This window comes from Paraglaciecola sp. T6c, assembly GCF_000014225.1.
Lineage (GTDB): Bacteria > Pseudomonadota > Gammaproteobacteria > Enterobacterales > Alteromonadaceae > Paraglaciecola > Paraglaciecola atlantica_A.
Window position 1 is genome coordinate 2,323,211 of the sequence record NC_008228.1, and the last position, 22,845, is coordinate 2,346,055.

Consider the following 22,845-nt stretch of genomic DNA (forward strand, 5'->3'; position numbering starts at 1 on the left):
TAGGGGCGCCAAAATGCAAAAGAGGTTACAAAAATGGAAGGTTATAAAGCGCCGCAGAAAGATGCGTTGTTCGTCATGAATGAACTACTTGGCTTTGAAAAGCACTATGCAGATCTTGGCTTTGAAGATGCATCACCCGATATGGTTGAAGCGATTTTCTCTGAAGCTGCGAAGTTTAGCGAAAACGTATTGGCTCCGCTTAATGCGGTAGGTGATGACGAAGGCTGTACCTGGGAAAACTCAGTGGTGACCACGCCTACAGGTTTTAAAGAAGCTTACCAGCAATATGTTGAGGGCGGTTGGCCGTCAATGACACATCCTGCTGAATTTGGTGGTCAAGAATTACCGTATTCACTTTCATCTGCGTTAGGCGAGTGGCTCTCTGGTGCAAACCATTCATGGGCCATGTACCCAGGTTTAAGCCAAGGTTGTATGGCGACACTTGAAGCACACGGTACGCCAGAGCAACAGAAGATGTTTTTGCACAAATTAGTCGCAGGTACATGGACCGGCACTATGTGTTTGACCGAACCTCATTGTGGCTCTGACCTTGGTATGCTTAAAACGAAGGCCGTCAAAAACGATGATGGTAGCTACAACTTAACCGGCACTAAGATTTTTATCTCAGCCGGTGAGCACGATATGTCTGAAAATATTGTGCATATTGTTATCGCACGCTTACCTGATGCGCCTGAAGGCACGAAAGGGATTTCTTTGTTCGTTGTACCTAAATTCAATGTGAGCCCAGACGGTGAAAACGTAGATCGTAACGCCGTTACGTGTGGTTCAATTGAGCATAAAATGGGTATCAAAGGTTCTGCCACCTGCGTGATTAACTTTGATGGCGCAAAAGGCTATTTAGTGGGCACAGAAAACCGCGGTTTGAACTGCATGTTTACCTTCATGAACTCGGCACGTATCGGCACCGGCCTTGAAGGTTTGGCATCAAGCGAAACGGCGTTTCAAGGTGCTTTAGCTTATGCAAAAGACCGTTTACAGTTTCGTTCAATGAAAGGGGTGCAGAACCCAGATGGGCCTGCAGATCCAATCATAGTGCACCCTGATGTGCGCCGTATGTTATTAACCCAAAAAGCCTTTGCTGAAGGCAACCGTGCACTGGCGATTTATGCCATGAAGTTGGTTGATATTACCCTATACAGTAAAGATGAAGCCGCTAAACAAGTAAGCGAAGCTAAACTCGCTTTCTTAACGCCTATTGTGAAAGCCTTCTTAACTGAAACGGCACAAGAATCAACTAGTTACGGTATGCAAGTTTTCGGTGGACACGGTTTCATCAAAGAGTGGGGCATGGAGCAGTTGGCCCGTGATACGCGTATTTGTACTATGTATGAAGGCACGACGGGTATTCAAGCGATCGATTTGCTGGCGCGTAAAGTGGTTGGCTCAAACGGTAAATTGCTTGAAGTGTTCACTCAAGAAGTACGTGATTTCTGTGTCAGCATTCGTGACAAAGGTCAATTCAACGCATGGTCAAATGCAATTGAAGTACACCTTGATGAGTGGAAGCAAATCACGGTCGATATTACTAAACGTGCAGCACAAAACCCTGATGAACTAGGCGCTGCTTCAGTTGATTACCTAATGTACTCTGGTTACGTGACGGTAGGTTATTTCTGGTTGAAAATGGCCGTATTAGCCCAAGAAAAACTTGATGCAGGTGCAGATAACGCTGATTTTTACCAAGCGAAGTTACATACGGCTAAGTTTTACTTCGACCGTTTGTTAACCCGTACGCGCTCGCTTGTGTCAGCAATCGAAACCGGATCTGACAGCTTAATGAGCATGCCAGTTGATCAATTCGATCTAGGTGCATAACACTTCACTTATTCATTAGAATAAGCAAAGGCGAACCTTTTCATGTGAAAGCGTTCGCCTTTTTTATTAAAGGGACAGACGATGCCTATTAGTCATCATTACGCGGATATAAACGGCGTGTCATTGCATTACGTCGAAGCGGCGTGTCACAGTGATAACCCCAATCCCGAAACCATTGTTTTCCTGCATGGGTTCCCTGAATACTGGGGCACGTGGCAGGCACAAATCGAGTATTTTCGTGAGCAATATCGCGTCATTGTGCCCGACTTGATGGGCTACAACTTAAGCGATAAACCAAGTCAATTAGCTGCCTATACGGTGCCGAACCTTATTGCTTTGTACGCCAAATTTGTGGAAAAAGTAAGCCAAGATAATCCAGTGCACTTGGTCGCCCATGATTGGGGCGGTGCTATAGCATGGCCCTTGGCCGCGTTTCACCCGCAACTTTTCAATAAGTTGATTATTTTAAATGCGGCGCACCCAAGCACGTTTACTCGAGAAATGGCGAGCAACCCACAACAGAGACAAAAAAGCGCTTATATTCATCAGCTTGTCGCTGACAATGGTGTCGAGTTTGTGAAGAGTGACGATTTTTCGATGTTAAGAAGTATGTTGTTTGAGGGAATGCATGAGACTCAGTTTAGTGAGCGTCAAAAAGCAGAGTACATACGTGCGTGGAAGCAACCTGGCGCCGTTAACGGAATGCTGCAGTATTATCGCGCCATGCCTCAATTACCTCCGGTAGAAGCTGCAGAGATAGTTATTAATGACGTAAAACAGACGTCTGAAAGCGAGCCCAACGGGTTCAAGATCCCCAATATTCGAATTGAGATGCCGACATTGATTTTGTGGGGGGAGCAAGATGAAGCGTTTGTCACAGACGTTTTACAAGGAATTGAGGCCTACGTACCGGATTGTGAAATTGTGCGTTTTAGCGATGCAACTCACTGGCTACATCATGAGAAACCTGACGAGGTAAACTCTGCGATTAAGCGCTTTCTTACAGCCTAGAACGCTTGATGATATCCGACACGAACTTACCTTAAGGGGGAAAGTTTGGCGCGGTATTTTTAACGCGTTAGCTATCGTAAAAAATAGCTCGCGCGTGCAATATTATTGCTTGGCTTCATCATCATGAGCGATGACCTGATTACGGCCATTTTCTTTGGCATAATATAAACGTCTATCTGCTTTATTTAGCAGTTGGTTTAAATCTTCCCCGTCAGCACCGTAAGTAGACAATCCAGCACTTAGGGTAATTTTGATATCACATTTAGTGGTTGAGAAAGGCGTACTCATTAGCTTTTTACGCAATTCATCAACTTGTGTAAAACCTTTTTCTATGGGGGTCGCTACCATTATTAAGGCGAATTCTTCGCCACCGAACCTGGCTAATAGGTCGGTTTTACGGGTATTCTTGCGTAAAAATGTCGCCACATGGCGAAGCGCATCATCACCTACTGAATGTCCGTGGACATCATTAATGGTTTTAAATAAATCCAAATCAAACAACACAACGGTTAGAGGTGTATTGTGGCGAGTGGCTAGGGCGCTAAGTTGTTGAAACCCTTCATTGAGCTTCATGCGATTCGCAAGGCCGGTGAGTGGATCTGTGCCGGCAAGCGATAATAGACGCCCTTCGTTCTCTTCTCTTGTCCGTTCATAGACATGGGCGAACGCCATCATTAAAAGAGAACTCAATATCACGTTGGTGGATATAGCGACATTGAGTGACAACAGGTGGTCTTCGCGAATAAAGCGCCAGTGATAGGCAAAAATACCACAAATAATGAAAGTCGTTGAAAACCAGAACCCTCTGACTCGGCCCATCAAAAGGTATGAAATAACGGGTATGGTTAATATCCATACGAAAATAGATTCAGATGATTGGGGCAGTGACAGCCCATAAATCATAATGATAAAAAACGGCACCACATAAATGGTAACCCAGCGCTGAAAGTGCTTGGTGTTCTGGATCCTAAACCAAAGCCAAAGTGAAAATACCCCGTAGGATAATTCAATAGACGCAAGAGACCATAAACCTCGATAAAAATTGATTATCGAGAAAATAACCCCACCGAGAAAGGTCACCATAAGCAACACGACCATGATATCTCTGCGATACTTATAGTTCTGTACTAACTGATCCGTCATTTGTATCTCGCACAACACTTACATCACAGGCTAGGGTAAATGAAAGTAAAAAATGTTGGTGTTCCGACCGATAGGCGAATACACGTTCCTAAAGAGACGCGGGTAGTCTACTCGATATTGTGTTTAACATTATCACTAATGGGCAAGTTATCAATTGATTAAAGTTAATTATCACCAACTTGCGTAAATTATCGGTTAGGGAGGAATAGTTTATTGGTATTGATGTGAGGGCTTTTCAGGAATATAAAAAAACGGCCTCAAAAGAGGCCGTTTTTAAAGGAGTCAGGTAGCGCTACCTGACTTACCATGTTGAAACTTTTTATAAGTGTAGTGATTAGATACGGTCGTTCAATACCGCAACAATAGGCGACCCTGTTAAACCGTTTTCTGTGGCCCAAGCCACCACTGTTTTACCGTCTTGCTCTGGCGAACTTAAATCGCTCTTTGGCATCTTTTTTACCATCAGTGTGCCAGTCTCTACGGCATCATTTAGCATAGCAGTGCGTATTAAGCTGTTGCCGCCGCAGCTGATGCCTGAATAGTAATCTTGTAATTTAAGGCGATAGTCAGACTGAACGCGTTTCATTTTTTTACGCAGTTCGCCTTTATCATCTGCTTTAACGATAGTGCAGATATTTTGCAATGCTTCTGCAACGTCAGCTTGAGCAGGCGCAGCGAAGATAATAGAAGTAGTAGCAATAGCGATAGAAGCTTTAACAATTTTCAACATGGTCAGTTCCTCGGTGTTTATGTATTTGGTAACTCGTTTCGATGGAGTGATTTAACCCGATCTAATCTGATTAAAAAATCTACAAGTCGATACTTTGGTATTAGGTTTAATACCTTTGGCTAATACGTGCAGAATGAATTGCTAAGATGCGAACGCATCAATTAGCGTGTATGACGAATGTTGAAAAGAAGGGCTTATGGGAAATGAACAACGATGAAAAGCGACAAGCATAACATTGTTTATGCTTGTCTTCTGAATTATAGCAATGTCACTGTTACATCAGGCGAATTAGATACTTAAATCAAGTAGGTTGTAATCTTTGAGCTTATCTAAGGTATTGGTTTGCCAACTGAAATCTACTTTGCTGTGGGCAAGAGGCTGATACTGGTAAGCGGTTTCATCTGGGTATTGTGCTTTTCGCGCCTCAATGGCGTAGCCCAGAGCATGGGAGCGCTGCTCAATTAGTTTTTCGTCATACACCACGGCTTCACTGTGAATACCCGCGCCTTTTACATCCAGCACAGACGAGCGCTTATGAAAGCCAAAGTTGATAGTAATACGTGGTTCGAACCCAGTATTAGCAAATGAACCGTGAACCAGTTGACGATTACAGATAACCACATCGCCTGGGTTACAAATAATCGGTAGTGCATCTGGAATGCGTTCGCTGCCGGCCTCTTTGACCAATTGCTTTATGTCTTTTCTACCTTCTTTGTGTGAGCCAGGGACCACCCACACACCATTGACCGCTGTGCTGCCGTAAGCTTGTGCCATGAAATTAAAACCATGAATTTGTGAATCAAACTCAGGGTTGTCCCAATGGGTATCCCCATCTTGATGCCAAGAGACCGCTGCCCCTAAGCCTGGCTCCTTGATAAATAAACATTCATGAAACGGCGCAAAGTCTCGCCCATTAATCGCTTCCGCTACTTTTAATAATTCAGGGTGAGCATACACGCGCAAGCAAGCAGGGGAGAACTGCAATGATCCTAGCAATACAAACGGTGATTCTTTTGGGGCGTTACTGGCTGCGGTCGGCTCGAACAATTTCACTTGATGACGGCCGTTTGCGATGGGAGTTCCCCCTAAAGGATCCCCCAATGGTTTAGCCCAAAGGAGATTAGGGGCTTTGCAATCTACGCCTAATGCGGGCTCACCTTTTGCATTCACCGTTGCACCGTTTTCAGTAGCAAATCGTTGCTTCAACTGAGCCAAATCTTGCTCTATATCTGCAAGCTCACGCGCACTTAACACATTTTCGAAGATATAAAACCCATATGTGTCGTACGCCTCTAAAATCTTCTTGTCTAACTGGCCCTGTTGATTAAATAGCAAAGGTCCGCGATTCGGCAGTGCAACCGCTTTGGCTTGTCCGTCTAGTAGGTATTGTCGCATTGCGTCAGCATTGTCACCATAGTGAGTCGCGCAGGCGTCGATAGACGCGCTGATATCTTTCATCATACCGTGTTCCTCTTTTGTAAATATTTCGTTAACGCAATCATTCTTAATCTTTTGTAAATTTTATTCAACATAAAATTTAATGCGTGTTAAAGTTTACTGGTTGGAGCAATACGAGCAAATTATATGAAGGCAGCTAGGGCACAGGGTGGGGTGGCAACACGCACAGCCAATAAACTGAAACGCAAGCAGACAATTCTGGATACCGCACGCAGTATTATCGCCAGTGGTGGGTTTTCTTCTTTTACGTTGGCTGAGTTGGCCAGCTCAGCCAATGTGACTGTGCCGACCATTCATAATTTGATTGGTAACAAGGCTGAAGTACTGAAACACCTTGTGGTGGATATGGTAGAGCGCACCGAACTCGTGCTGTTTTCAGATACGTTTAAAGATCCGATTTCTACGGTTGAGTCGTTTACCGATAACTTAATGTCACTTTATCGAGATGATGAAGCCTTTTATAAAGCTGCCTTTGTGGTCGGTGAGCAAGAGTCATTATTTGAACATGGGCATGCGGCAGGTATTTTCAAGAAATCCTTAAAACTGGCTTATCATGTATGCGTGGACGCCAAAGAGCACGGCTTTTTAAACGGTGAGGTGGATACTGACTTACTCGCCGATCGTTTATTCGCCAACCAACGTATCGCTCGTTACGACTGGATGCATGGCTATATTGACCTTGCAGAATACCGCAAGCAGATGATTTGCGGCATGTTGTTAACGTTTGCTGCCGACGCTACCGACGCTTATCGCCCTGTGCTGTTAGCGAAAATCAACAGCGTATTTGCCCAAGGGTAAATCGATTTTATTGAGTACAAAATGGGGTTATCTTATCTTGAACTCCTATGCAGAGTGGGCGTCAAAAAATTCACTCTGCGTAGCCCAAATGCAAAAGACTGTTATGTGGTTTTTATGGTGGTCTGTCATTCAAGCACCTCGGTTATGCCCTTTTAAATTTTTGCTAAGCGGTTAATTATTTGCTGGAGTTGGTATTATACTAGCGTTAGATGAAAGGATCCGATGCCGCTAAATAGTCGATATGAAAAAGAGTAAGCAAGTGTGGTTGTTTTTTTTATTGATGTTTTTACCACTAAACTTGGTGGCCGAGTCCTATACGTCTCACTGTCGCAATCATCCCCCGGAACTATTTTTTGATGATGGTAAATGCCTCGGCGTCATCCCTGAACTAGTAGACGATATATTTCGCGAGCTCGGTCATGAAATAACGTGGTTAGAAGCACCGTGGGGGCGCTCATACCGAGAGGCTAAAAAAGGCACCGTCGATATATTGATTCGGCATTCTATGAATCCCTCCAGAGAGCCTTTTCTACGTGCTATTCCCTATGGATATAATATTAGAAATCTAGCGTTTTATATGTCGCCTACCTTATCTGCTGACATCACCTCTTATGCCGATTTAGCCAAGCTTAATGTAGGAGCCGTTAGAGGGGCATACTATTCGCCCCACTTTTCTAACCTTGACCCACTTGCCATGACCTTGGTTGGTCAGAGTGAGCAATTATTAGCCATGTTGGAACGTGGTAGAGTAGATGTAGTGGTCACCTCCGAGACTCAATGGGAAGGCCTATTTAAAAGTCGTTTTAAAAAGGCGACCTTAGTGGATAGCTTCGAGAATGTTTATTACATAAGCATTGCTAAAAACGCCAAAGCCAATGCCATTTATGATGATGTGGCAAGGACCATGTTGGAATACCGAAAAAGCGGTAAAATAAACCGTTATTTCGAAAAATACGGGATAACGCCGCCATTACAAAATTTTGATTAAATGAAGCGTGTTTTGATTAGATTAGGTCAAATCAAATAGAACTAATCTCAAACATATCAAGTATGTTGAGCAAACTTAAGGGGGAGAAGTGGGACTGATTTTAGGGCCATTGGTGATATTCTGGTTAGCTATCACTATGTTTGTATTGAATATCGGTTATGTGCTTTTAGATGATTTAACGAGTTATAGAGATATTGCCCTAGTGTGCCTTATGGCTATTCTATGCTTTGTATCTTACGTCTATTGGGGATTCGCACGATTCAAAAGGTGCAACGAACTCGCATGGTATGATATCCCCCTTTTTTTCACTGCCAATAAGCTTAGTCTCATTGCTTTTGTTAGCGCATTAGGTGTTCATTGGCTGGGCGTAAATCAATGGATGAACGAGTTTCTACCATCCTTGCCCGTTATCATCATGTTTACCCTTTCATTTGGTGCGCTCTTTGGTACATTTTGGGCATCTAGATTTATGAAGTATCGCGGTATTCAGCAGATCCATTAACTTTTAAGCAATCAGCAAAAGACTCTGGTGCCATTAGCTGGTGCACCGTTGAATTAATATAAGGCTTAGCCATAGAATGGACGACCCCATAATGCGTTTTACCCGAGACTTAGTCGCCCAATTGGACTTACGCAGTCCCGCAACATCGAAAAATCACGCACAAGGACCTGATGTCAATAAAATCAAACTCATCATTCATGCTGGCACGCCAAAAACAGGCACTACGAGTATTCAAACCTACCTAAGTAAGAAACAGCGTAAATTAAGAGGTAATGGAATTTTGTACCCGCATAACTTAGCGGCATCAAATAATCCCGGTGCACCTGCTCATCAATGGTTTGAGAAAAATCTAGTGACCACGCATGTGGAAAATTTTGTGGCCAACATGAGCAATGTCATCTCACAAATAAAAGATGATACCCATACCATTATTCTGTCATCAGAGGGGATCTATAACTACTGGTGGGATTTCCCAGATGCTTCAAAAACGTTATTGGGGGAGCTTGCCACGTTATTTGATGTGCAGGTGTGGGTATGGTTTCGCGAGCCTGTCGCATTTATCGAAAGTTATTACAAGCAATGTATTCGTAATCCTCAGGTGGCCAGTAACCCTTGTTATGGTAAAAATTTATCATTCGCTGAAATGTTAGACGTTAAGTGGTTTTCGCAACATCTTGATTACCGAGGATTTGTAAATGAGTGCAAAACGATTTTCGGACAAAACAGTGTGTCGGCCTTTGAATATAACGATGATGTGGTTCAACAAGTCAGTCGGCTGTTGGGCTTGGCAACCGCACATGACAACCCCACGCCTAGGCAGAATAATAGCTTAAATAATGCGTCAATCAGCTTGTTACGGTCACTCAATCAATACGATGTAAAAGCCAAAGACAAGGAACGTTTGATGCCTCTTTTGAAGGAAATTAACGGCATAATGGACAGCTATGTAAAGCCTAAGGACATGCACGACAATTTGATTGACGAAGTGGTCAGGAAACGTGTTCTAGCGCTGGCATCGCCGGTTCATTTCTAACGGTGGCTACCTATTTTCGGTCTTTAAATTTCATGGTGAAGAAAAACAACAAAAAGTAGCAACCAAACGCGAACCAGTAAGGTAAAGCACCATCAATTGAGTACAAGTACGTGCCTAATAACGGCCCTACAGTAAACCCTAAAGGTGGACAGGCACCTGCTACGCCAGCAACGGCTCCTTGCTCGTCAGATGATACCGCAACTGATGCTCCCGCCATAAACCCAGGCCCTGCTAGGCCCATGCCTAAGCCAAGAATACACATGGCTAACATATACATGCTTTGGGTGTCCGTTGTCGCCATAATCGCAAATGCAATCATCATCATAGGCATGGATATGCGCAGCAGCACGAAAGGGCGTACAGATAATCGAGGGATAACCAGTAATTGGACAATTAGCGCAGCAGCGGCTGATAACATGAGGCTTATCCCCACGATTTTTGCTGTTTGTGTGCCATCAAGTCCAAGTACATCTTGAAAACGAAAGGCGATAGTTTGTTGCACTATGGCAAAGCCCATAAATAACATAACTCCAGCTATCACGAGGGGAAATATGCGCGGGTCAGTGTATTTTAATTTCTGAGGCTTTCTAACATGCTCTGGTCTAGGCAAAATGGGTAGGGCGTAAACGGCCAATATGGCGGCTGCCAGCGTTAATAATACCGAGAAATACAAAGGAGTAATCAAGCTGATACTTGCCAACAAACCACCTATGGCGGGGCCTAATATTGATCCAATATTGGTTGCGGCGCCTATGGCTCCCATGCCTTTGATACGATCTTGTACTGTCGTTATGTCTGCCATGTAAGCGTTAGCTGAGGGAGAAACCGCTGCCATCACCACCGCATTGGCTACTCGTGTTGTGATCAAAAGCGCAAGGGCAATAAGGGGGATCAGGTAACCCAGCAGGGCAGCTTGAAATACACCCGCGAATAAAATGGTACCTGCTGAATAGCCAAACAAACCAATCAGCAGGACTTTTCTTCTGCCCCACATGTCACTGGCGCGTCCCCACAAAGGACTGACCAAAAATATGGTTAACGAAGAACAAGAAATAATGGCCCCGATTTGCACTTCCACTAAACCAATTTCACGCCCAAGGGGGGCGAGTATGGCAAACAGCACGGTTTGGGCAAATCCCATGGCGCCTGCAGCTAACAATAAGGTGCGTTTGGCTAACGCATTCGCTGCACGTGGATGGTTTACATCACTGGCTTGATCATTGTTTGATTGGGTCATAAAACGATAATTTGAACACTGTATTTAAAGCGCTTTACACATTGGAAAATGTAAAGCGCTGATAATATTACGACAAAGTCGCTAACTTACACTAAGGTCGCTAATGTACATCAAGGTCGTTAACTTACACTAAGGTCGTTAGCGCTTCACCTGAATACTGTTCTAGTTCTTCAAGTTTTCCGTTGCGAATTTTATTGGTCCAGTTTGCGTCTTGCAGTAACGCACGACCCACGGCAATTAAATCAAACTCGCCCTTGTCCATACGCTCGATCAAATCATCGATAGAGCGTGTATTCGAACCTTGACCTGCAAAGGCACTGAAAAAGTCTTCATTCAAGCCCACAGAGCCAACGGATATAGTGGGTTTACCGGTGAGCTTTTTAGTCCAGCCAGCAAGGTTTAAATCGCTGCCTTCAAATTCATTTTCCCAGTAACGGCGCTGAGAGCAGTGGAATATATCCACACCTGCATCACTTAAGGGCGCTAAGAACTCTTCAAGTAACTGCGGCGTTTCAGCCAGCCTTGCGCTGTAATCTTGTTGTTTCCATTGTGAGTAACGTAATACGATGGGGAAGTCAGGTGAGGTAGCTGCGCGTATTGCTTTGACAATTTCTACCGCTAAACGAGAGCGATTAGCCATGCTACCACCCCATTCGTCAGTACGTTGGTTAGTGCCTTCCCAGAAGAATTGATCAATTAAATATCCGTGAGCACCGTGAATTTCAATACCATCAAAACCAATTCGCTGAGCATCCGCAGCTGCAGTCGCAAAGCCGTTAATAACCGTTTCAATTTGTGCTTGGGTCATTGGCTCAGCACCTTGTTTACCTGGCTTGAACAGTCCAGAAGGGCCGACGCTAGGTAATTCAGGAAACGGCGCTTTTTGCGCTACGCGCGCCATGCCTACGTGCCACAATTGAGGCATGATTTTACCCCCGGCACCGTGTACTGCATCAACGGTCTTTTTCCATCCTGCAAGAGCAGCATCCCCATGAAACTGAGGAATACGATCACTCATGGTTGCCACAGGATCGTTTATGGTCGTGCCTTCGGTGATAATTAAGCCTGTTCCACCTTGTGCGCGGCGGCGATAATAATCGGCGACGTCTGAAGTAGGTACTCCACCAGGAGAAAACTCACGGGTCATTGGGGCCATTACTACGCGGTTATCTAGCGATAAGCCTTTGTGGGTAAAGGGGGCGAATAATGCGTCTACTTTGTTACTCATAGTGTTGTCCTTGATAATGTTTATTTTCGTTAGTTTTGTCTAATTTGAAACTCTAATTCGAAACTCTAATTCGAAACTTTCATTCGAATCCCTAAATTGAAACTGATAAAGCGGGTGCAACGCTAACTGAACGCACTAGGGACTCAATCATGACGGTTGCAAGCTGCGCTATATCTCGTTGTTCACCCAACATGTGCGATAAGTGCAACGATATCAAGCCGTGGACTCCGGCCCAAACTACATAACATATATCTGTTGGGTCACCTTTTAAGATCCCAGCGCTTACCGCTGACTTCACCACTTGGCGCATCGGCGCGCTACTACGTAAAATCTCACGTTCAAGAGCTGCATATTTGCTTAAGTCAGGCTGAGCTACGCTATACATGACGCGATAGGAATCTGGATATTGCAATGCAAAATCAAAATAGGCATGGCAAAGTGCGCTCAGCTGCTTATCTTGGGTTGGCTCTTGGGCTAAAGCATTTTCGAGGGTGTCGGCAATCCGTGCAAATTCACGCTGGCGCAGCGCTGCAAGGATATCAGCCTTGTTTTTAAAATAACGATAGGGCGTAGTGCGACTGCAACGTAAATCAGCGGCTAATCCGCGCAATGAAATACCCTCTACGCCACTTTTAGCAAATGAAACCAAGGCGTGATCGCACATTCGATTGCGAAAACACTGTATCTCTTCATCCGTTAACACTTTAGGCATTGAGGCTCTTTAGCGCTTCTGGCACATACATTTTTTGCATACACTTGGGTTTACTATTTCGGTGTTTGACGCCCATAATATATTTTATATTGACACTGTCAATTTAAAATAAAACACCCATAAGCCAGTCTCGATATAAGTGGACTACCATGGATTTTTTATTATTAACTGCTCTTCAATTTGACAGTGATAATTGCGCAGTACTCAAGGAATGCTAATTACTTGGGTAAGATAGTTAATCCTTGATGCGCATCCGTACTTGAATCTGAATAATTGGTTTCACTTTTAAAGTAATAGTGAGTCGAGTAGATACAGTGGAATACTTATAAGTATTAACGTCGGGTTTGGGCGTAACCATTGTGCTTAGCTGGGTCTGGGGAATTTTTCCAGCTAAATAGAGCACTTGACCAAAGTGCATCATAGAGAGTCGTTAAGCAATGCAACCAATTGGTCTATCGCCGGAGTCGCAATCGGTTGTCGTAATTATTGTCGCCAAGGCAAGTTCAGCTGTATCAGCTATCGCCCTGGTTTGATCCGCTTGAGGGAGCCTTGATAGTAGAGCGGGTAGTAAGACGCTAACTGAGCTTTACTATTTTCAGTCTGTTGCGCCTAAACGCGAAGATAGGGTTACTTGGTAAATTCTGAGACTTGATCTTCGTAGTCCAAATGCAAATTATCCAGTTTGCATGCCTAATACGGCATTTGCATAAGAAGAGCGCTACTAACACGAAAGTTGAATAATTGTGACATGAGTAACGCGTCAGCGGATGTAAGCGGACAAATATTAATGCGCCTTTAATCTGTAAGAAGATAAATAAATATTGTAAGAAGATAGATAAACGCTCAAAGAAAAACCCGCTCAGAAGCGGGTTTTAATAATATTTTCGCTATTGCTGTAAATATTCGTTACTCAGTGTCTTCTGGTTTATCTGTTGCCTTTTCTTCCGCTTTCTTCACGCGTATTTTATTTGCACCTAAGGTATGGCCGTTCAGATTAATAGTAGCGGCTTTTGCATCGCCTGCTTTTGGCATTTCAACAAAGCCAAAGCCTTTTGAGCTTTGCGTTGCGGGATCAATCACAATAGTGCATGACTGAACAACACCATAACCTTCAAAAAGGGTGCGAAGCTCGTCTTGCGTGGTGGCTCGGTCTAAATTGCGGATCAATAATTTCATGGTAACGCCCTTATAAAAAATAATGGGCTAATGATAACAGCGTTTGCTGTGTATCAATACGGGTTAATGCTAGTGGCTGTTGATCCTTGATGTGGTTTTTTACATCCTTGTTATCTAGCTTCACTCCGAATTTGCGTGAGGTCATTGAAAAAGACTTCACTTTTTTTGTTCTAGGATAAAATATTTTTGAACCTCTACCCTTGGTAATGCTCGTCCGAATTGTATCCTATCGCCCTCGTTAACGTGTCGCTAAAAGCGGTTAACGTTAAATTTTTAGCACTTCTAAATTTCACAAATTTAAGTGTTTAATATGATTTTCATGGGATTATATAGACAAAATTCAGTATTTTTAGCGAATTTACAGGTTTTTGTAATTAAGGCGGTTTTGGTTTAAATGTGTCAATCGTGCTTTTATTTAAGTCAGCAACATATGTGTTTTTGGGTAAAATAAATTCCTTTGGCGTGGGGCTAGTAATTCTAAATTTGTTGTCCTATTATCCGCACTCGCTCTCGGGGCGCCTTTTTTGGCTGAGATGTAGTAATACAAACCCGTAGAACCTGATCCGACTAGTATCGGCGTAGGAATGAGCAGCACATCCTCACAAGGGATGTTTGTTTTCGTTTTCCGCGCGCCTGTATTTTTTTAAGGAAAACAAAATGAACACTGTCCTTTCTTCCAGTGAAGCGGTTGCTAACGCACCGGCTAGTGCCTCCTCTGAAAGTCAAAAAATTACACGCACACCCCTTCCAGCCAGTAAAAAAGTGTATGTTGCATCGCCTAACGATCCTAGCGTTCGTGTGCCCATGCGCGAAATCAGTTTAACCGACGGGACCGCCGTCACTTTGTACGATACCTCAGGTCCCTATACCGATGAAACCGTAGACATAGACGTCAACAAAGGCATTGCTGATGTGCGAAGTGAGTGGGTATTGTCTCGAAACGACACTGAACAATATCAAGGTCGTGAGGTACAACCCCAAGACAACGGACACTTCGATCAAGAACGCGCTTTTCAATATTACAATGATGCTTTGCAGCGCACGCCAAGACGTGCCTTACCTGGTAAAAATGTCAGCCAAATGCATTATGCCCGCAAAGGTATTATCACCAAAGAAATGGAGTATATTGCCGTTCGCGAAAACCAAGCTCGGGAAGCCCTAAGCAATGAGTTCACTACGGATGAGCGTAATAAGCGACTAAAAGGTAATTCTTTGGGAGCCAATTTGCAGCCCATTACACCAGAGTTTGTGCGCAAAGAAGTGGCTGAAGGCAGAGCGATTATCCCAGCCAATATTAACCATACAGAACTCGAACCCATGATAATCGGGCGCAACTTTCTGGTTAAAATCAATGGCAACATTGGTAACTCAGCACTGCGTTCTTCCATTGAAGAAGAAGTCGAAAAGCTGGTGTGGTCAATTCGTTGGGGCGGCGACACCATTATGGACTTGTCAACGGGCAAGAATATTCACTCTACTCGCGACTATATCGTTAGAAACTCTCCCGTTCCCGTGGGCACCGTGCCTATTTATCAAGCGTTAGAAAAGGTCAAGGGTGTTGCTGAAGACCTGACCTGGGAAGTGTTTCGAGATACCTTGATTGAGCAAGCCGAGCAGGGCGTAGATTATTTCACAATTCATGCTGGGGTGCGGTTGCATCATATTCCTATGACGGTGGACCGCGTTACAGGCATCGTCTCCCGTGGTGGTTCTATCATGGCAAAATGGTGCATTGCTCACCATCAAGAAAATTTTTTATACACCCATTTTGAAGACATTTGCCACATCATGAAAGCATATGACGTGAGCTTTTCCCTCGGTGATGGCTTGCGTCCAGGCTCATTAGCCGATGCTAACGATGAAGCGCAATTTGCCGAGCTGATTACGCTTGGTGAGCTGACTAAAATTGCCTGGAAACACGATGTACAAACTATGATCGAAGGCCCAGGTCATGTGCCTATGCATATGATTAAAGAAAATATGGATATGCAACTCGAACATTGTCATGAAGCACCATTTTATACGCTTGGCCCGCTGACTACCGACATCGCCCCTGGCTACGATCATATTACGAGTGGAATAGGGGCTGCGATCATTGGTTGGTATGGTTGTGCAATGCTGTGCTACGTAACCCCCAAAGAGCATTTAGGCTTGCCGAACAAAGATGATGTTAAGCAAGGGATCATGGCGTATAAAATTGCCGCTCACGCAGCGGATATTGCTAAAGGTCACCCAGGCGCTCGCTACCGCGACGATTTACTGTCTAAGGCGCGTTTTGAATTTCGTTGGGTCGATCAGTTTAATTTAGGCCTAGACCCTGATACTGCCCGCGCATTTCATGACGAAACCTTGCCTAAAGATGCAGCGAAGGTCGCCCATTTTTGCTCTATGTGTGGGCCTAAATTCTGCTCTATGAAAATCTCTCAAGAGGTGCGCGAATATTCAGCGGATTTGAAAAATACTGACATTGAGGCCGGTATGGCGCAAAAATCCGCTGAGTTTACCGCCGCAGGTGCACAGATATACGTCGCTCAGACGGAGTAAACCTGTGGCTGTGCAAAGTGAACACAAAATGCGCATTGCCATTGTGGGTGCAGGCATTATGGGGCGAATGATGGCGTGGCAATTATTACACCGCCAAGCGGATATTTCGCTCACCATATTTGATAAAGATCCCATCGAAAGTGGCAGTGCTGCTGCGTATACAGCAGCTGGTATGTTAGCACCGTATAGCGAGCTTGAAAGTGCAGAGCTTGCTGTGTTTTCTATGGGGATGGCGTCTTTAACGCGCTGGCCGGATGTTATTAACAGCCTAAATTTGCACTTGGCTAAACCACTCACGTTGTTCGTTCAGGGCACGTTAGTGGTGGCGCACCGCGAAGATAAAGCCGATTTTCAGCAGTTTTCCCGCCAGTTAATGGGTAAGTTGCCAGATTTCGCGCAAGATGAAGAGTTTTCACATATGCAGTTATTAACCCAAGCAGCGCTTCATCATTATGCTCCGCAATTAGCAAAACACTTTGACGGCGGACTTTATCTCCCGAACGAAGCATGGGTTGATACCGCTGAGGTGATGACAGGCCTTGCATCCTACCTTGAGCAATCAGCTGTGACGTGGCAGTCAAACTCGCACGTGCTCAGGGTCGATAACGAACAGCGAAATAATAATGGCAATAGCGCAGCGGTAGTCTTGCCTGAGGGAAAACAGGTATTTGATTATGTGATTGACTGCCGCGGACTTGGCGCAAAGCAAGTCCCACTTGCTGATACCCAAAGGCGGACTAAGTTCAACTACAACGCCACTAAACAGGAAACGTTCGGGCAGCAAATACCTGAGTTACGCGGGGTGCGCGGTGAAGTCATTACCCTATATGCGCCAGAGGTAGAGCTTAAGCACGCAGTGCGACTGATGCATCCGAGATACAAGTTGTATATTGCACCGCGGCACAACCATCATTTTGTGATTGGTGCGAGTCAAATCGAAAGCGAAGATACTGGCCCAATCACAGTGCGCTCGACGCTTGAACTGCTGTCTGCAGCGTATTCCATTGACGTGGGTTTTGGTGAAGCAAAGATTGTACAAACTGCGACGAATTGTCGCCCAGCATACCCAGATAACCTACCTAAAATATATTTTAATCAGCGGGTTATACGCATCAATGGTCTATTTCGTCACGGTTACTTGTTAGCGCCCATACTCGCTGAACAGGCGTGCGACAGGTTGTTCAATAGCGATTTCAAATCAACATTTGAGAACTTAATTCAGGAAGTAGCATGTTAACTATTTATTTTAACGGCGAGCCGTTCAAGGTAACGCAACAGTCATTGCCTGACGTCCTTCGAGAACTCAATGCACCTGCTATGTGTGCGGTCGCGGTTAATGGACAGTTTGTGCCTAAAAATGAGCATGAGACTGTGGTACTGCAAGAGCAGGATGCTCTTGATGCGTTCACACCTATGCAGGGCGGCTAGCATGAGTTGGCAACTTGCGGGTGAAGTACTCAGCAGTCGCTTTTTAGTTGGCTCTTCTTTATACCCATCCCCACACATTATGCAGCGAGCTATTCAAGCGTCGGGCGCTCAAGTGATCACCGTTTCATTGCGTCGCCAGTCTCCTAGTCAGAAAGGCGGCGAGAGCTTTTGGCAACATATAAAAAGCTTGAATTGCCATATACTGCCCAACACGGCTGGTTGCTATAGCGCAAAAGACGCTGTTCACACTGCCAATATGGCGCGAGAGGTGTTTAACACTCACTGGATAAAACTTGAAGTGTTGGGTGATGAATATAACTTACAACCCGACCCATTCGCATTGCTTGAAGCTACCAAAGAGCTTATCGCGCAGGGCTTTGAAGTTTTTCCCTATGCCACTGATGATTTGGTTTTAGCCGAACGATTGGTCGATGCTGGCTGCAATATAGTGATGCCGTGGGGAGCGCCAATTGGCACGGGACGGGGATTGATGAACCCGTATGCACTCAAAACCCTCAGAGCGCGTTTACCGGATACCACCTTGATTATTGACGCAGGACTTGGCGCACCTTCTCATGCTGTGCAAGCAATGGAGTTAGGTTTTGACGGAGTATTACTTAACACGGCTGTGGCTGAGGCGCAAAATCCTATATTAATGGCCCAAGCTTTTCGAGATGGTATTGTCGCAGGGCGAAGTGGTTTTGAGGCAGGTGTTATTCAACAACGGGACTTAGCGAAACCCAGTACGCCCGTGATAGGTACCCCATTTTGGCACCAAGACAAAAATGAGCGAGGTGGCTGAGCATGATAAGCCATGATGCAATAGTCAGCGATCCCGAGTCGTTAAATAACGGTATAAAGCCGTCGGTTTTGACCTTTTCTGGCAGCGACAGCGCAGGGCTAGCCGGCATGCAAATGGATGTAAAAGTCCAGCATGCATTAGCTGTACACTGCACCAGCGTGTTAACAGCCGTGACAGCACAAAATAACCAACAGGTTTTTGCGGTTAACGCTGTCGATAGCGCTATGTTTCGCGCACAAATTGAGGCCGTATCGGTATTTCGTCCTAAGGCAATTAAAACAGGATTCGTTGCCAGCGAAGCACAAGCGCAACAAATCATTGCGGTTCGTCAGAGGCTAAAAATCCCGTTAATTTGTGACCCCGTTGGCGCCGCAACAAGTGGCGCTGAATTACACGGTAAGCGAAACACCGACAGCCATAGAAATATAAATAGGCTGCTACTTGCTCACTGTAGTTTGCTCACCCCTAACATTCCTGAGGCACAATCGCTTGTTGGGTTTGATATCGAAACTGCCAAGGATTTAAGAAGGGCTGCTAGAGCTTTGGTTGAAATTGGGGCTCAGGCGGTGCTAATCAAAGGCGGGCACTGGCAGTATGCTGATCATATGGGTCTAGATTTTTTTTACAGCCCAGAAGAGCAGTTTTGGCTGCAAAATGAACCGGTAGACACACCTCATACACGCGGCACCGGCTGCGCACTCGCCTCAGCAATAGCCAGCGCTATCGCCCTAGGTTACTGCTTAAAAGACGCTATTGTCATAGGGAAAATGGCCATTACCCAGGGCCTACACAATGCGAAAGGCCTACTCGCCAAAAGCGTGCGTTATCAAGACGTGCGTTATCAAGACACCCATGATAAACAACGTTATCAAGACACCCATGATAAGCAGATTAAGGAACTCGCTTCTTTCGACACGCCTGAGTTAACAAGTGAGCAGAGTCTTCGACAGCAACAGAGCCAGCTGAATTATCAAGACACCCATGATAAGCAGATTAAGGAACTCGCTTCTTTCGACACGCCTGAGTTAACAAGTGAGCAGAGTCTCCGACAGCAACAGAGCCAGCTGAATTATCAAGACACCCATAACAAAGGTGGCGTCGAAATCCTTTGTTTTCCTGCCACTCAGCGCAGTTTACCCGGTCTGTATATTGAGTCCCTGATGGCGACGAGCGAACTTAGCTCTCTCGTATTACAGAAACAAGAGAACCCATTTCCAGGTATTGGCGACGAATCACTGGGCTTATATCCCGTTGTTGATCGCGCACACTGGCTGGATACCTTGTTGCCACTTGGGGTGACTACCATTCAACTTAGAATAAAAGATTTAACTGGGCAGTCACTTGAAGAGGAAATCAAACGCGCGGTTGAAATAGCAACGCGCTTCCAGTGTCGTTTGTTTATCAATGATTATTGGCAACTGGCTATTAAGCACGGGGCCTACGGCGTGCACTTAGGCCAAGAAGATTTAGTCGCTGCCGCTCAAAATGAGTCGAACCCAATTAAGCAATTGTTAGAAGCGGGAATGCGTTTAGGCATTAGTACCCATTGTCATTATGAAGTTGCACGCGCCCATGCGCTGAAACCTTCTTATATTGCATATGGTCCGGTTTTCGCCACACAAAGCAAAGACATGCCGTGGGTCCCGCAAGGGTTAGCAGGGTTAGCGTACTGGCAAAAATTATTAGATTACCCTGTGGTTGCCATTGGGGGGATTGATCATGAGCGAGCAAACGCGATCCACGGGCTTGGTGTATCGGGTATTGCTATGATTAGCTATATTACTCAAGCCGAGAACCCTATTAAAGTGACAAAATCGTTATTGAGAGCGCTGGCATTATGAGCTTGTTTAGCGCGGGTGAGTGGCAGCAATACCAACGCCATATACAATTAGATGCGGTGGGGGTTGATGGGCAATTTCGCCTTAAAAATGCCAAAGTGCTGGTTGTTGGTGCTGGCGGACTAGGGTGCCCCGTGGCGATGTACTTAGGTGCTGCAGGGGTCGGGAATATCACCATCATTGACGGTGACAGCATTTCTCAAACGAATTTGCATCGCCAAGTTTTGTTTGCCTACACAGACGTGGGTAAACCTAAAGCGCATGTTGCTGCAATCCGTATTCGTGAGAATAACCCTTTTATCACTGTGGCAGCGCTGGATGAGCTGCTTAGCGAGTCGAATATTGATATCTTGGTAGCGCAAGCAGATATTGTGCTTGATTGTACCGACAACTTTGCGACACGCTTACAGATCAACGATACCTGCCGAGCGCATGATAAACCTTGGGTTTATGCCAGTGTACTTGGGCTAGAAGGGCAAGTAGCCTTGTTCACACCTAGCTGCGCTTGCTTCAGGTGTATCTTTCCCGATATCCCGGCTGACGTCGCGGATTGCAATTCAGCGGGTGTATTGGGTAGCGTGGTCGGTGCAGTGGGTCTGCTGCAAGCCAATACCTGCTTGGGCTATCTTTTAGATTTACAAGATGAAAGCCAGGGCAAGTTACATTTCTTTTCAGGTATCAGTAATCAGGTTCGCAGTATTGCATTGCAGCAGAATAAGCTGTGTACTTGCGCGAGTCCGTCACAGGTACTACGTTGCCAACCTCTTAAAACTGCTGACCCGATTGAATCTAAAGAGCTTGGGCAAGAACCTGGGCTACACATCACTGATGACATTCAGTCGCAAATTCGGTCGCAAATTGAACTGAGCCCCGAGCAATTTGTTAAACAGCTCGGGCGTTTAGAGGGCGCTCCTGAAAGTTGCCTTAACAGTGCCCGTAAAAGTAAAGTGATAGACATCGGTTTAATTGATGTGCGAAGCGCAGACGAGCATCGAGGCTTTAATATTGGTGGCCAATGCCTGCCCTTGAGTGATGACTTTGCTGATCGGGTTGGCACAAAACTCTCACATAAAACCCAGCCTATTTTACTCTATTGCCAGTCAGGCAAACGTAGCTACAAAGCGGCCTTACGTCTTCGAGCGAAGGGGTATGGGCGGGTGTATAGCTTAAAGGGCGGTTTAGGCGAGTTACTTAGTCACTCTCAATTCGTGAAATGGTTTTAAATGTTGTTCAGTTTGAAGCAGTGACAGTATTGCATGACACTTGCAGTCAGCATTTTTGGCTTAGCAACTTGGCACTCAATCTCTTTACCGCCTTGCTAAATAAGGACACAGCGACAAAACTCATGACTCACCCACATCAGCAAAAAGAGGATACACAATGAGCAATCCAGTAGGATGGTTTGAGATATATGTAGATGACATGCCACGAGCACAAGCATTTTATCAAACGGTATTAGCGGTTGAACTGGAATCGTTAAGCGATCCTACAGACGGCAATGCGCAGATGTTAGTGTTTCCGTCAGACATGGAGAATTACGGTGCCTCTGGGGCGTTGGTGAAAATGGACGGCTTTAGCGCTGGCGGTAACGGCACGCTTGTGTATTTTGCGTGTGAAGACTGCGCCATCCAAGAGAGCCGAGTCGAGGCTGCAGGTGGCAAGGTTGAACGGGCAAAAATGTCGTTAGGGGAACATGGGTTCTGCGCCTTAGTAACCGACACCGAAGGCAATATGTTTGGCCTGCATTCTCAGCAGTAACGCTCAACAGCAACTCGTTTTTACCGGCGCATGCTAAAGGCTGCGCTTTTTCATTGGCTTATAATGCTCTTGTACGCTTTTCTAGTGCTTAACGTTTAATACACGCCCTTGGTCGTACACTTTGCATTCCGCTTGGGTCTCAACTCAGCAAAGCTACCTCCGATACAGACAGTTCTTAGTATGTGTTTGGCAAGAAAGGGGCGATAGTAGCAACGCCAGCTAAACGAGCGCATCATCCATGCTTGAATTTTGCGCATACTCTCTCTATCAATAGCAGCCTCTTTGTTCGCATTCTCGCAATACTTTTTGTGCTCAACGCCCTGTTGCTGTGTGCCTTAAACATTTGCAATAAATTTTCGTTGGCACTGCTTTCGCTGGCACCGCACTCCTTTACACGAGATTGGGTAAGGCTCTTAAAATGGTATTGGTTGTTTTACGTAACGTTGAAGGCGAGAGCTAATTCTTGTTGGCCTATGAACGCATAAGGCTAACATTGAAAATTGTACAAGATTAGGTAGCAGAACAAATCTAGTCAGTGTGGATAGTTAACATAAACTTTTCATGCCCTAATAGCTTCTTGATTTTAACGTCAATTAAAACATTGGGTTACGTAATTTTTGCCG

At 45.2% G+C, this 22,845-nt stretch carries 20 protein-coding genes and 1 riboswitch; of the genes, 13 read left to right on the forward strand and 7 right to left on the reverse strand.

Going from position 1 to position 22,845, the window contains the following annotated elements; all coding sequences use genetic code 11:
- The first annotated feature begins 33 nt into the window (after window positions 1–33).
- Window positions 34–1,836: an acyl-CoA dehydrogenase C-terminal domain-containing protein gene (locus PATL_RS09780; protein WP_011574732.1), complete on the forward strand. Its 1,803-nt coding sequence runs from the start codon at window positions 34–36 to the stop codon at window positions 1,834–1,836.
- A gap of 81 nt (window positions 1,837–1,917) precedes the next feature.
- The gene (locus PATL_RS09785; RefSeq protein WP_011574733.1) at window positions 1,918–2,847 is read left to right on the forward strand and encodes an alpha/beta fold hydrolase; all 930 of its coding nucleotides are present in this window, start codon (window positions 1,918–1,920) and stop codon (window positions 2,845–2,847) included.
- Window positions 2,848–2,949: 102 nt separating this feature from the next.
- On the opposite strand, the gene PATL_RS09790 is transcribed toward PATL_RS09785, so the two are convergent.
- The 3 genes from PATL_RS09790 to PATL_RS09800 form a co-directional block, all read right to left on the reverse strand.
- Complete coding sequence (locus tag PATL_RS09790) at window positions 2,950–3,990, reverse strand: GGDEF domain-containing protein (protein WP_011574734.1); 1,041 nt, start codon at window positions 3,988–3,990, stop codon at window positions 2,950–2,952.
- A 334-nt stretch (window positions 3,991–4,324) separates the two neighbouring features.
- A complete protein-coding gene (locus PATL_RS09795) occupies window positions 4,325–4,720 on the reverse strand; it encodes a DUF3718 domain-containing protein (protein WP_011574735.1) in 396 nt (131 codons plus the stop codon).
- A 288-nt stretch (window positions 4,721–5,008) separates the two neighbouring features.
- Window positions 5,009–6,181, reverse strand: a complete 1,173-nt coding sequence (locus PATL_RS09800) for a phytanoyl-CoA dioxygenase family protein (RefSeq protein ID WP_011574736.1) — start codon at window positions 6,179–6,181, stop codon at window positions 5,009–5,011.
- Window positions 6,182–6,304: 123 nt separating this feature from the next.
- Between PATL_RS09800 and PATL_RS09805 the strand changes: the two genes are divergently transcribed.
- From PATL_RS09805 to PATL_RS09820, 4 genes are all read left to right on the forward strand, one after another.
- Window positions 6,305–6,976 carry a TetR/AcrR family transcriptional regulator gene (locus PATL_RS09805; RefSeq protein WP_011574737.1) on the forward strand — a complete coding sequence of 224 codons (672 nt, stop codon included), beginning with the start codon at window positions 6,305–6,307 and terminating at the stop codon, window positions 6,974–6,976.
- A gap of 241 nt (window positions 6,977–7,217) precedes the next feature.
- On the forward strand, window positions 7,218–7,964 hold the full coding sequence (locus PATL_RS09810; RefSeq protein ID WP_011574738.1) for a substrate-binding periplasmic protein: 747 nt from the start codon (window positions 7,218–7,220) through the stop codon (window positions 7,962–7,964).
- Window positions 7,965–8,052: 88 nt separating this feature from the next.
- Window positions 8,053–8,466: a hypothetical protein gene (locus tag PATL_RS09815; protein ID WP_011574739.1), complete on the forward strand. Its 414-nt coding sequence runs from the start codon at window positions 8,053–8,055 to the stop codon at window positions 8,464–8,466.
- 76 nt (window positions 8,467–8,542) lie between these two features.
- Window positions 8,543–9,499, forward strand: coding sequence for a hypothetical protein (locus PATL_RS09820; RefSeq protein WP_011574740.1), 957 nt, complete (start codon window positions 8,543–8,545; stop codon window positions 9,497–9,499).
- A gap of 10 nt (window positions 9,500–9,509) precedes the next feature.
- Here PATL_RS09820 and PATL_RS09825 read toward each other — a convergent pair whose 3' ends face one another.
- The 4 genes from PATL_RS09825 to PATL_RS09840 form a co-directional block, all read right to left on the reverse strand.
- Window positions 9,510–10,736 carry an MFS transporter gene (locus PATL_RS09825; protein ID WP_011574741.1) on the reverse strand — a complete coding sequence of 409 codons (1,227 nt, stop codon included), beginning with the start codon at window positions 10,734–10,736 and terminating at the stop codon, window positions 9,510–9,512.
- A 124-nt stretch (window positions 10,737–10,860) separates the two neighbouring features.
- Window positions 10,861–11,964 (reverse strand): NADH:flavin oxidoreductase, encoded by a 1,104-nt coding sequence (locus PATL_RS09830; RefSeq protein ID WP_011574742.1) that lies wholly within the window; start codon window positions 11,962–11,964, stop codon window positions 10,861–10,863.
- A 91-nt stretch (window positions 11,965–12,055) separates the two neighbouring features.
- Window positions 12,056–12,676: a TetR/AcrR family transcriptional regulator gene (locus PATL_RS09835; protein ID WP_011574743.1), complete on the reverse strand. Its 621-nt coding sequence runs from the start codon at window positions 12,674–12,676 to the stop codon at window positions 12,056–12,058.
- Window positions 12,677–13,582: 906 nt separating this feature from the next.
- Window positions 13,583–13,852, reverse strand: coding sequence for an RNA recognition motif domain-containing protein (locus PATL_RS09840; protein WP_011574744.1), 270 nt, complete (start codon window positions 13,850–13,852; stop codon window positions 13,583–13,585).
- Between the two features lie 501 nt (window positions 13,853–14,353).
- Window positions 14,354–14,454, forward strand: a riboswitch (TPP riboswitch).
- 55 nt (window positions 14,455–14,509) lie between these two features.
- Here PATL_RS09840 and thiC point away from each other — a divergent pair.
- The 7 genes from thiC to PATL_RS09875 all read left to right on the forward strand — a co-directional run bounded on the left by thiC (window position 14,510) and on the right by PATL_RS09875 (window position 22,222).
- Window positions 14,510–16,396: a phosphomethylpyrimidine synthase ThiC gene (gene thiC, locus PATL_RS09845; RefSeq protein ID WP_011574745.1), complete on the forward strand. Its 1,887-nt coding sequence runs from the start codon at window positions 14,510–14,512 to the stop codon at window positions 16,394–16,396.
- Between the two features lie 4 nt (window positions 16,397–16,400).
- The gene (locus PATL_RS09850; RefSeq protein ID WP_011574746.1) at window positions 16,401–17,633 is read left to right on the forward strand and encodes an FAD-dependent oxidoreductase; all 1,233 of its coding nucleotides are present in this window, start codon (window positions 16,401–16,403) and stop codon (window positions 17,631–17,633) included.
- Window positions 17,627–17,824: a sulfur carrier protein ThiS gene (gene thiS / locus PATL_RS09855; RefSeq protein WP_011574747.1), complete on the forward strand. Its 198-nt coding sequence runs from the start codon at window positions 17,627–17,629 to the stop codon at window positions 17,822–17,824. Before PATL_RS09850 ends, thiS begins: the two co-directional genes overlap by 7 nt.
- Before the next feature lies 1 nt (window position 17,825).
- Window positions 17,826–18,626 carry a thiazole synthase gene (locus PATL_RS09860; RefSeq protein ID WP_011574748.1) on the forward strand — a complete coding sequence of 267 codons (801 nt, stop codon included), beginning with the start codon at window positions 17,826–17,828 and terminating at the stop codon, window positions 18,624–18,626.
- 2 nt (window positions 18,627–18,628) lie between these two features.
- A complete protein-coding gene (gene thiE / locus PATL_RS22440; protein ID WP_011574749.1) occupies window positions 18,629–20,467 on the forward strand; it encodes a thiamine phosphate synthase in 1,839 nt (612 codons plus the stop codon).
- Window positions 20,464–21,687, forward strand: coding sequence for a HesA/MoeB/ThiF family protein (locus PATL_RS09870; RefSeq protein WP_011574750.1), 1,224 nt, complete (start codon window positions 20,464–20,466; stop codon window positions 21,685–21,687). The genes thiE and PATL_RS09870 overlap by 4 nt, the downstream gene beginning before the upstream one ends.
- Window positions 21,688–21,844: 157 nt before the next feature.
- The gene (locus PATL_RS09875; protein ID WP_011574751.1) at window positions 21,845–22,222 is read left to right on the forward strand and encodes a VOC family protein; all 378 of its coding nucleotides are present in this window, start codon (window positions 21,845–21,847) and stop codon (window positions 22,220–22,222) included.
- Window positions 22,223–22,845: the final 623 nt, after the last annotated feature.

What these genes read in the sequence shown, in the direction of transcription:
- PATL_RS09780 (WP_011574732.1), top strand. Translation starts at nt 34, where the DNA reads ATGGAAGGTTATAAAGCGCCGCAGAAAGATGCGTTGTTCGTCATGAAT.
- PATL_RS09785 (WP_011574733.1), top strand. Translation starts at nt 1,918, where the DNA reads ATGCCTATTAGTCATCATTACGCGGATATAAACGGCGTGTCATTGCAT.
- PATL_RS09790 (WP_011574734.1), bottom strand. Translation starts at nt 3,990, where the DNA reads ATGACGGATCAGTTAGTACAGAACTATAAGTATCGCAGAGATATCATG.
- PATL_RS09795 (WP_011574735.1), bottom strand. Translation starts at nt 4,720, where the DNA reads ATGTTGAAAATTGTTAAAGCTTCTATCGCTATTGCTACTACTTCTATT.
- PATL_RS09800 (WP_011574736.1), bottom strand. Translation starts at nt 6,181, where the DNA reads ATGATGAAAGATATCAGCGCGTCTATCGACGCCTGCGCGACTCACTAT.
- PATL_RS09805 (WP_011574737.1), top strand. Translation starts at nt 6,305, where the DNA reads ATGAAGGCAGCTAGGGCACAGGGTGGGGTGGCAACACGCACAGCCAAT.
- PATL_RS09810 (WP_011574738.1), top strand. Translation starts at nt 7,218, where the DNA reads ATGAAAAAGAGTAAGCAAGTGTGGTTGTTTTTTTTATTGATGTTTTTA.
- PATL_RS09820 (WP_011574740.1), top strand. Translation starts at nt 8,543, where the DNA reads ATGGACGACCCCATAATGCGTTTTACCCGAGACTTAGTCGCCCAATTG.
- PATL_RS09825 (WP_011574741.1), bottom strand. Translation starts at nt 10,736, where the DNA reads ATGACCCAATCAAACAATGATCAAGCCAGTGATGTAAACCATCCACGT.
- PATL_RS09830 (WP_011574742.1), bottom strand. Translation starts at nt 11,964, where the DNA reads ATGAGTAACAAAGTAGACGCATTATTCGCCCCCTTTACCCACAAAGGC.
- PATL_RS09835 (WP_011574743.1), bottom strand. Translation starts at nt 12,676, where the DNA reads ATGCCTAAAGTGTTAACGGATGAAGAGATACAGTGTTTTCGCAATCGA.
- PATL_RS09840 (WP_011574744.1), bottom strand. Translation starts at nt 13,852, where the DNA reads ATGAAATTATTGATCCGCAATTTAGACCGAGCCACCACGCAAGACGAG.
- thiC (WP_011574745.1), top strand. Translation starts at nt 14,510, where the DNA reads ATGAACACTGTCCTTTCTTCCAGTGAAGCGGTTGCTAACGCACCGGCT.
- thiS (WP_011574747.1), top strand. Translation starts at nt 17,627, where the DNA reads ATGTTAACTATTTATTTTAACGGCGAGCCGTTCAAGGTAACGCAACAG.
- PATL_RS09860 (WP_011574748.1), top strand. Translation starts at nt 17,826, where the DNA reads ATGAGTTGGCAACTTGCGGGTGAAGTACTCAGCAGTCGCTTTTTAGTT.
- thiE (WP_011574749.1), top strand. Translation starts at nt 18,629, where the DNA reads ATGATAAGCCATGATGCAATAGTCAGCGATCCCGAGTCGTTAAATAAC.
- PATL_RS09870 (WP_011574750.1), top strand. Translation starts at nt 20,464, where the DNA reads ATGAGCTTGTTTAGCGCGGGTGAGTGGCAGCAATACCAACGCCATATA.
- PATL_RS09875 (WP_011574751.1), top strand. Translation starts at nt 21,845, where the DNA reads ATGAGCAATCCAGTAGGATGGTTTGAGATATATGTAGATGACATGCCA.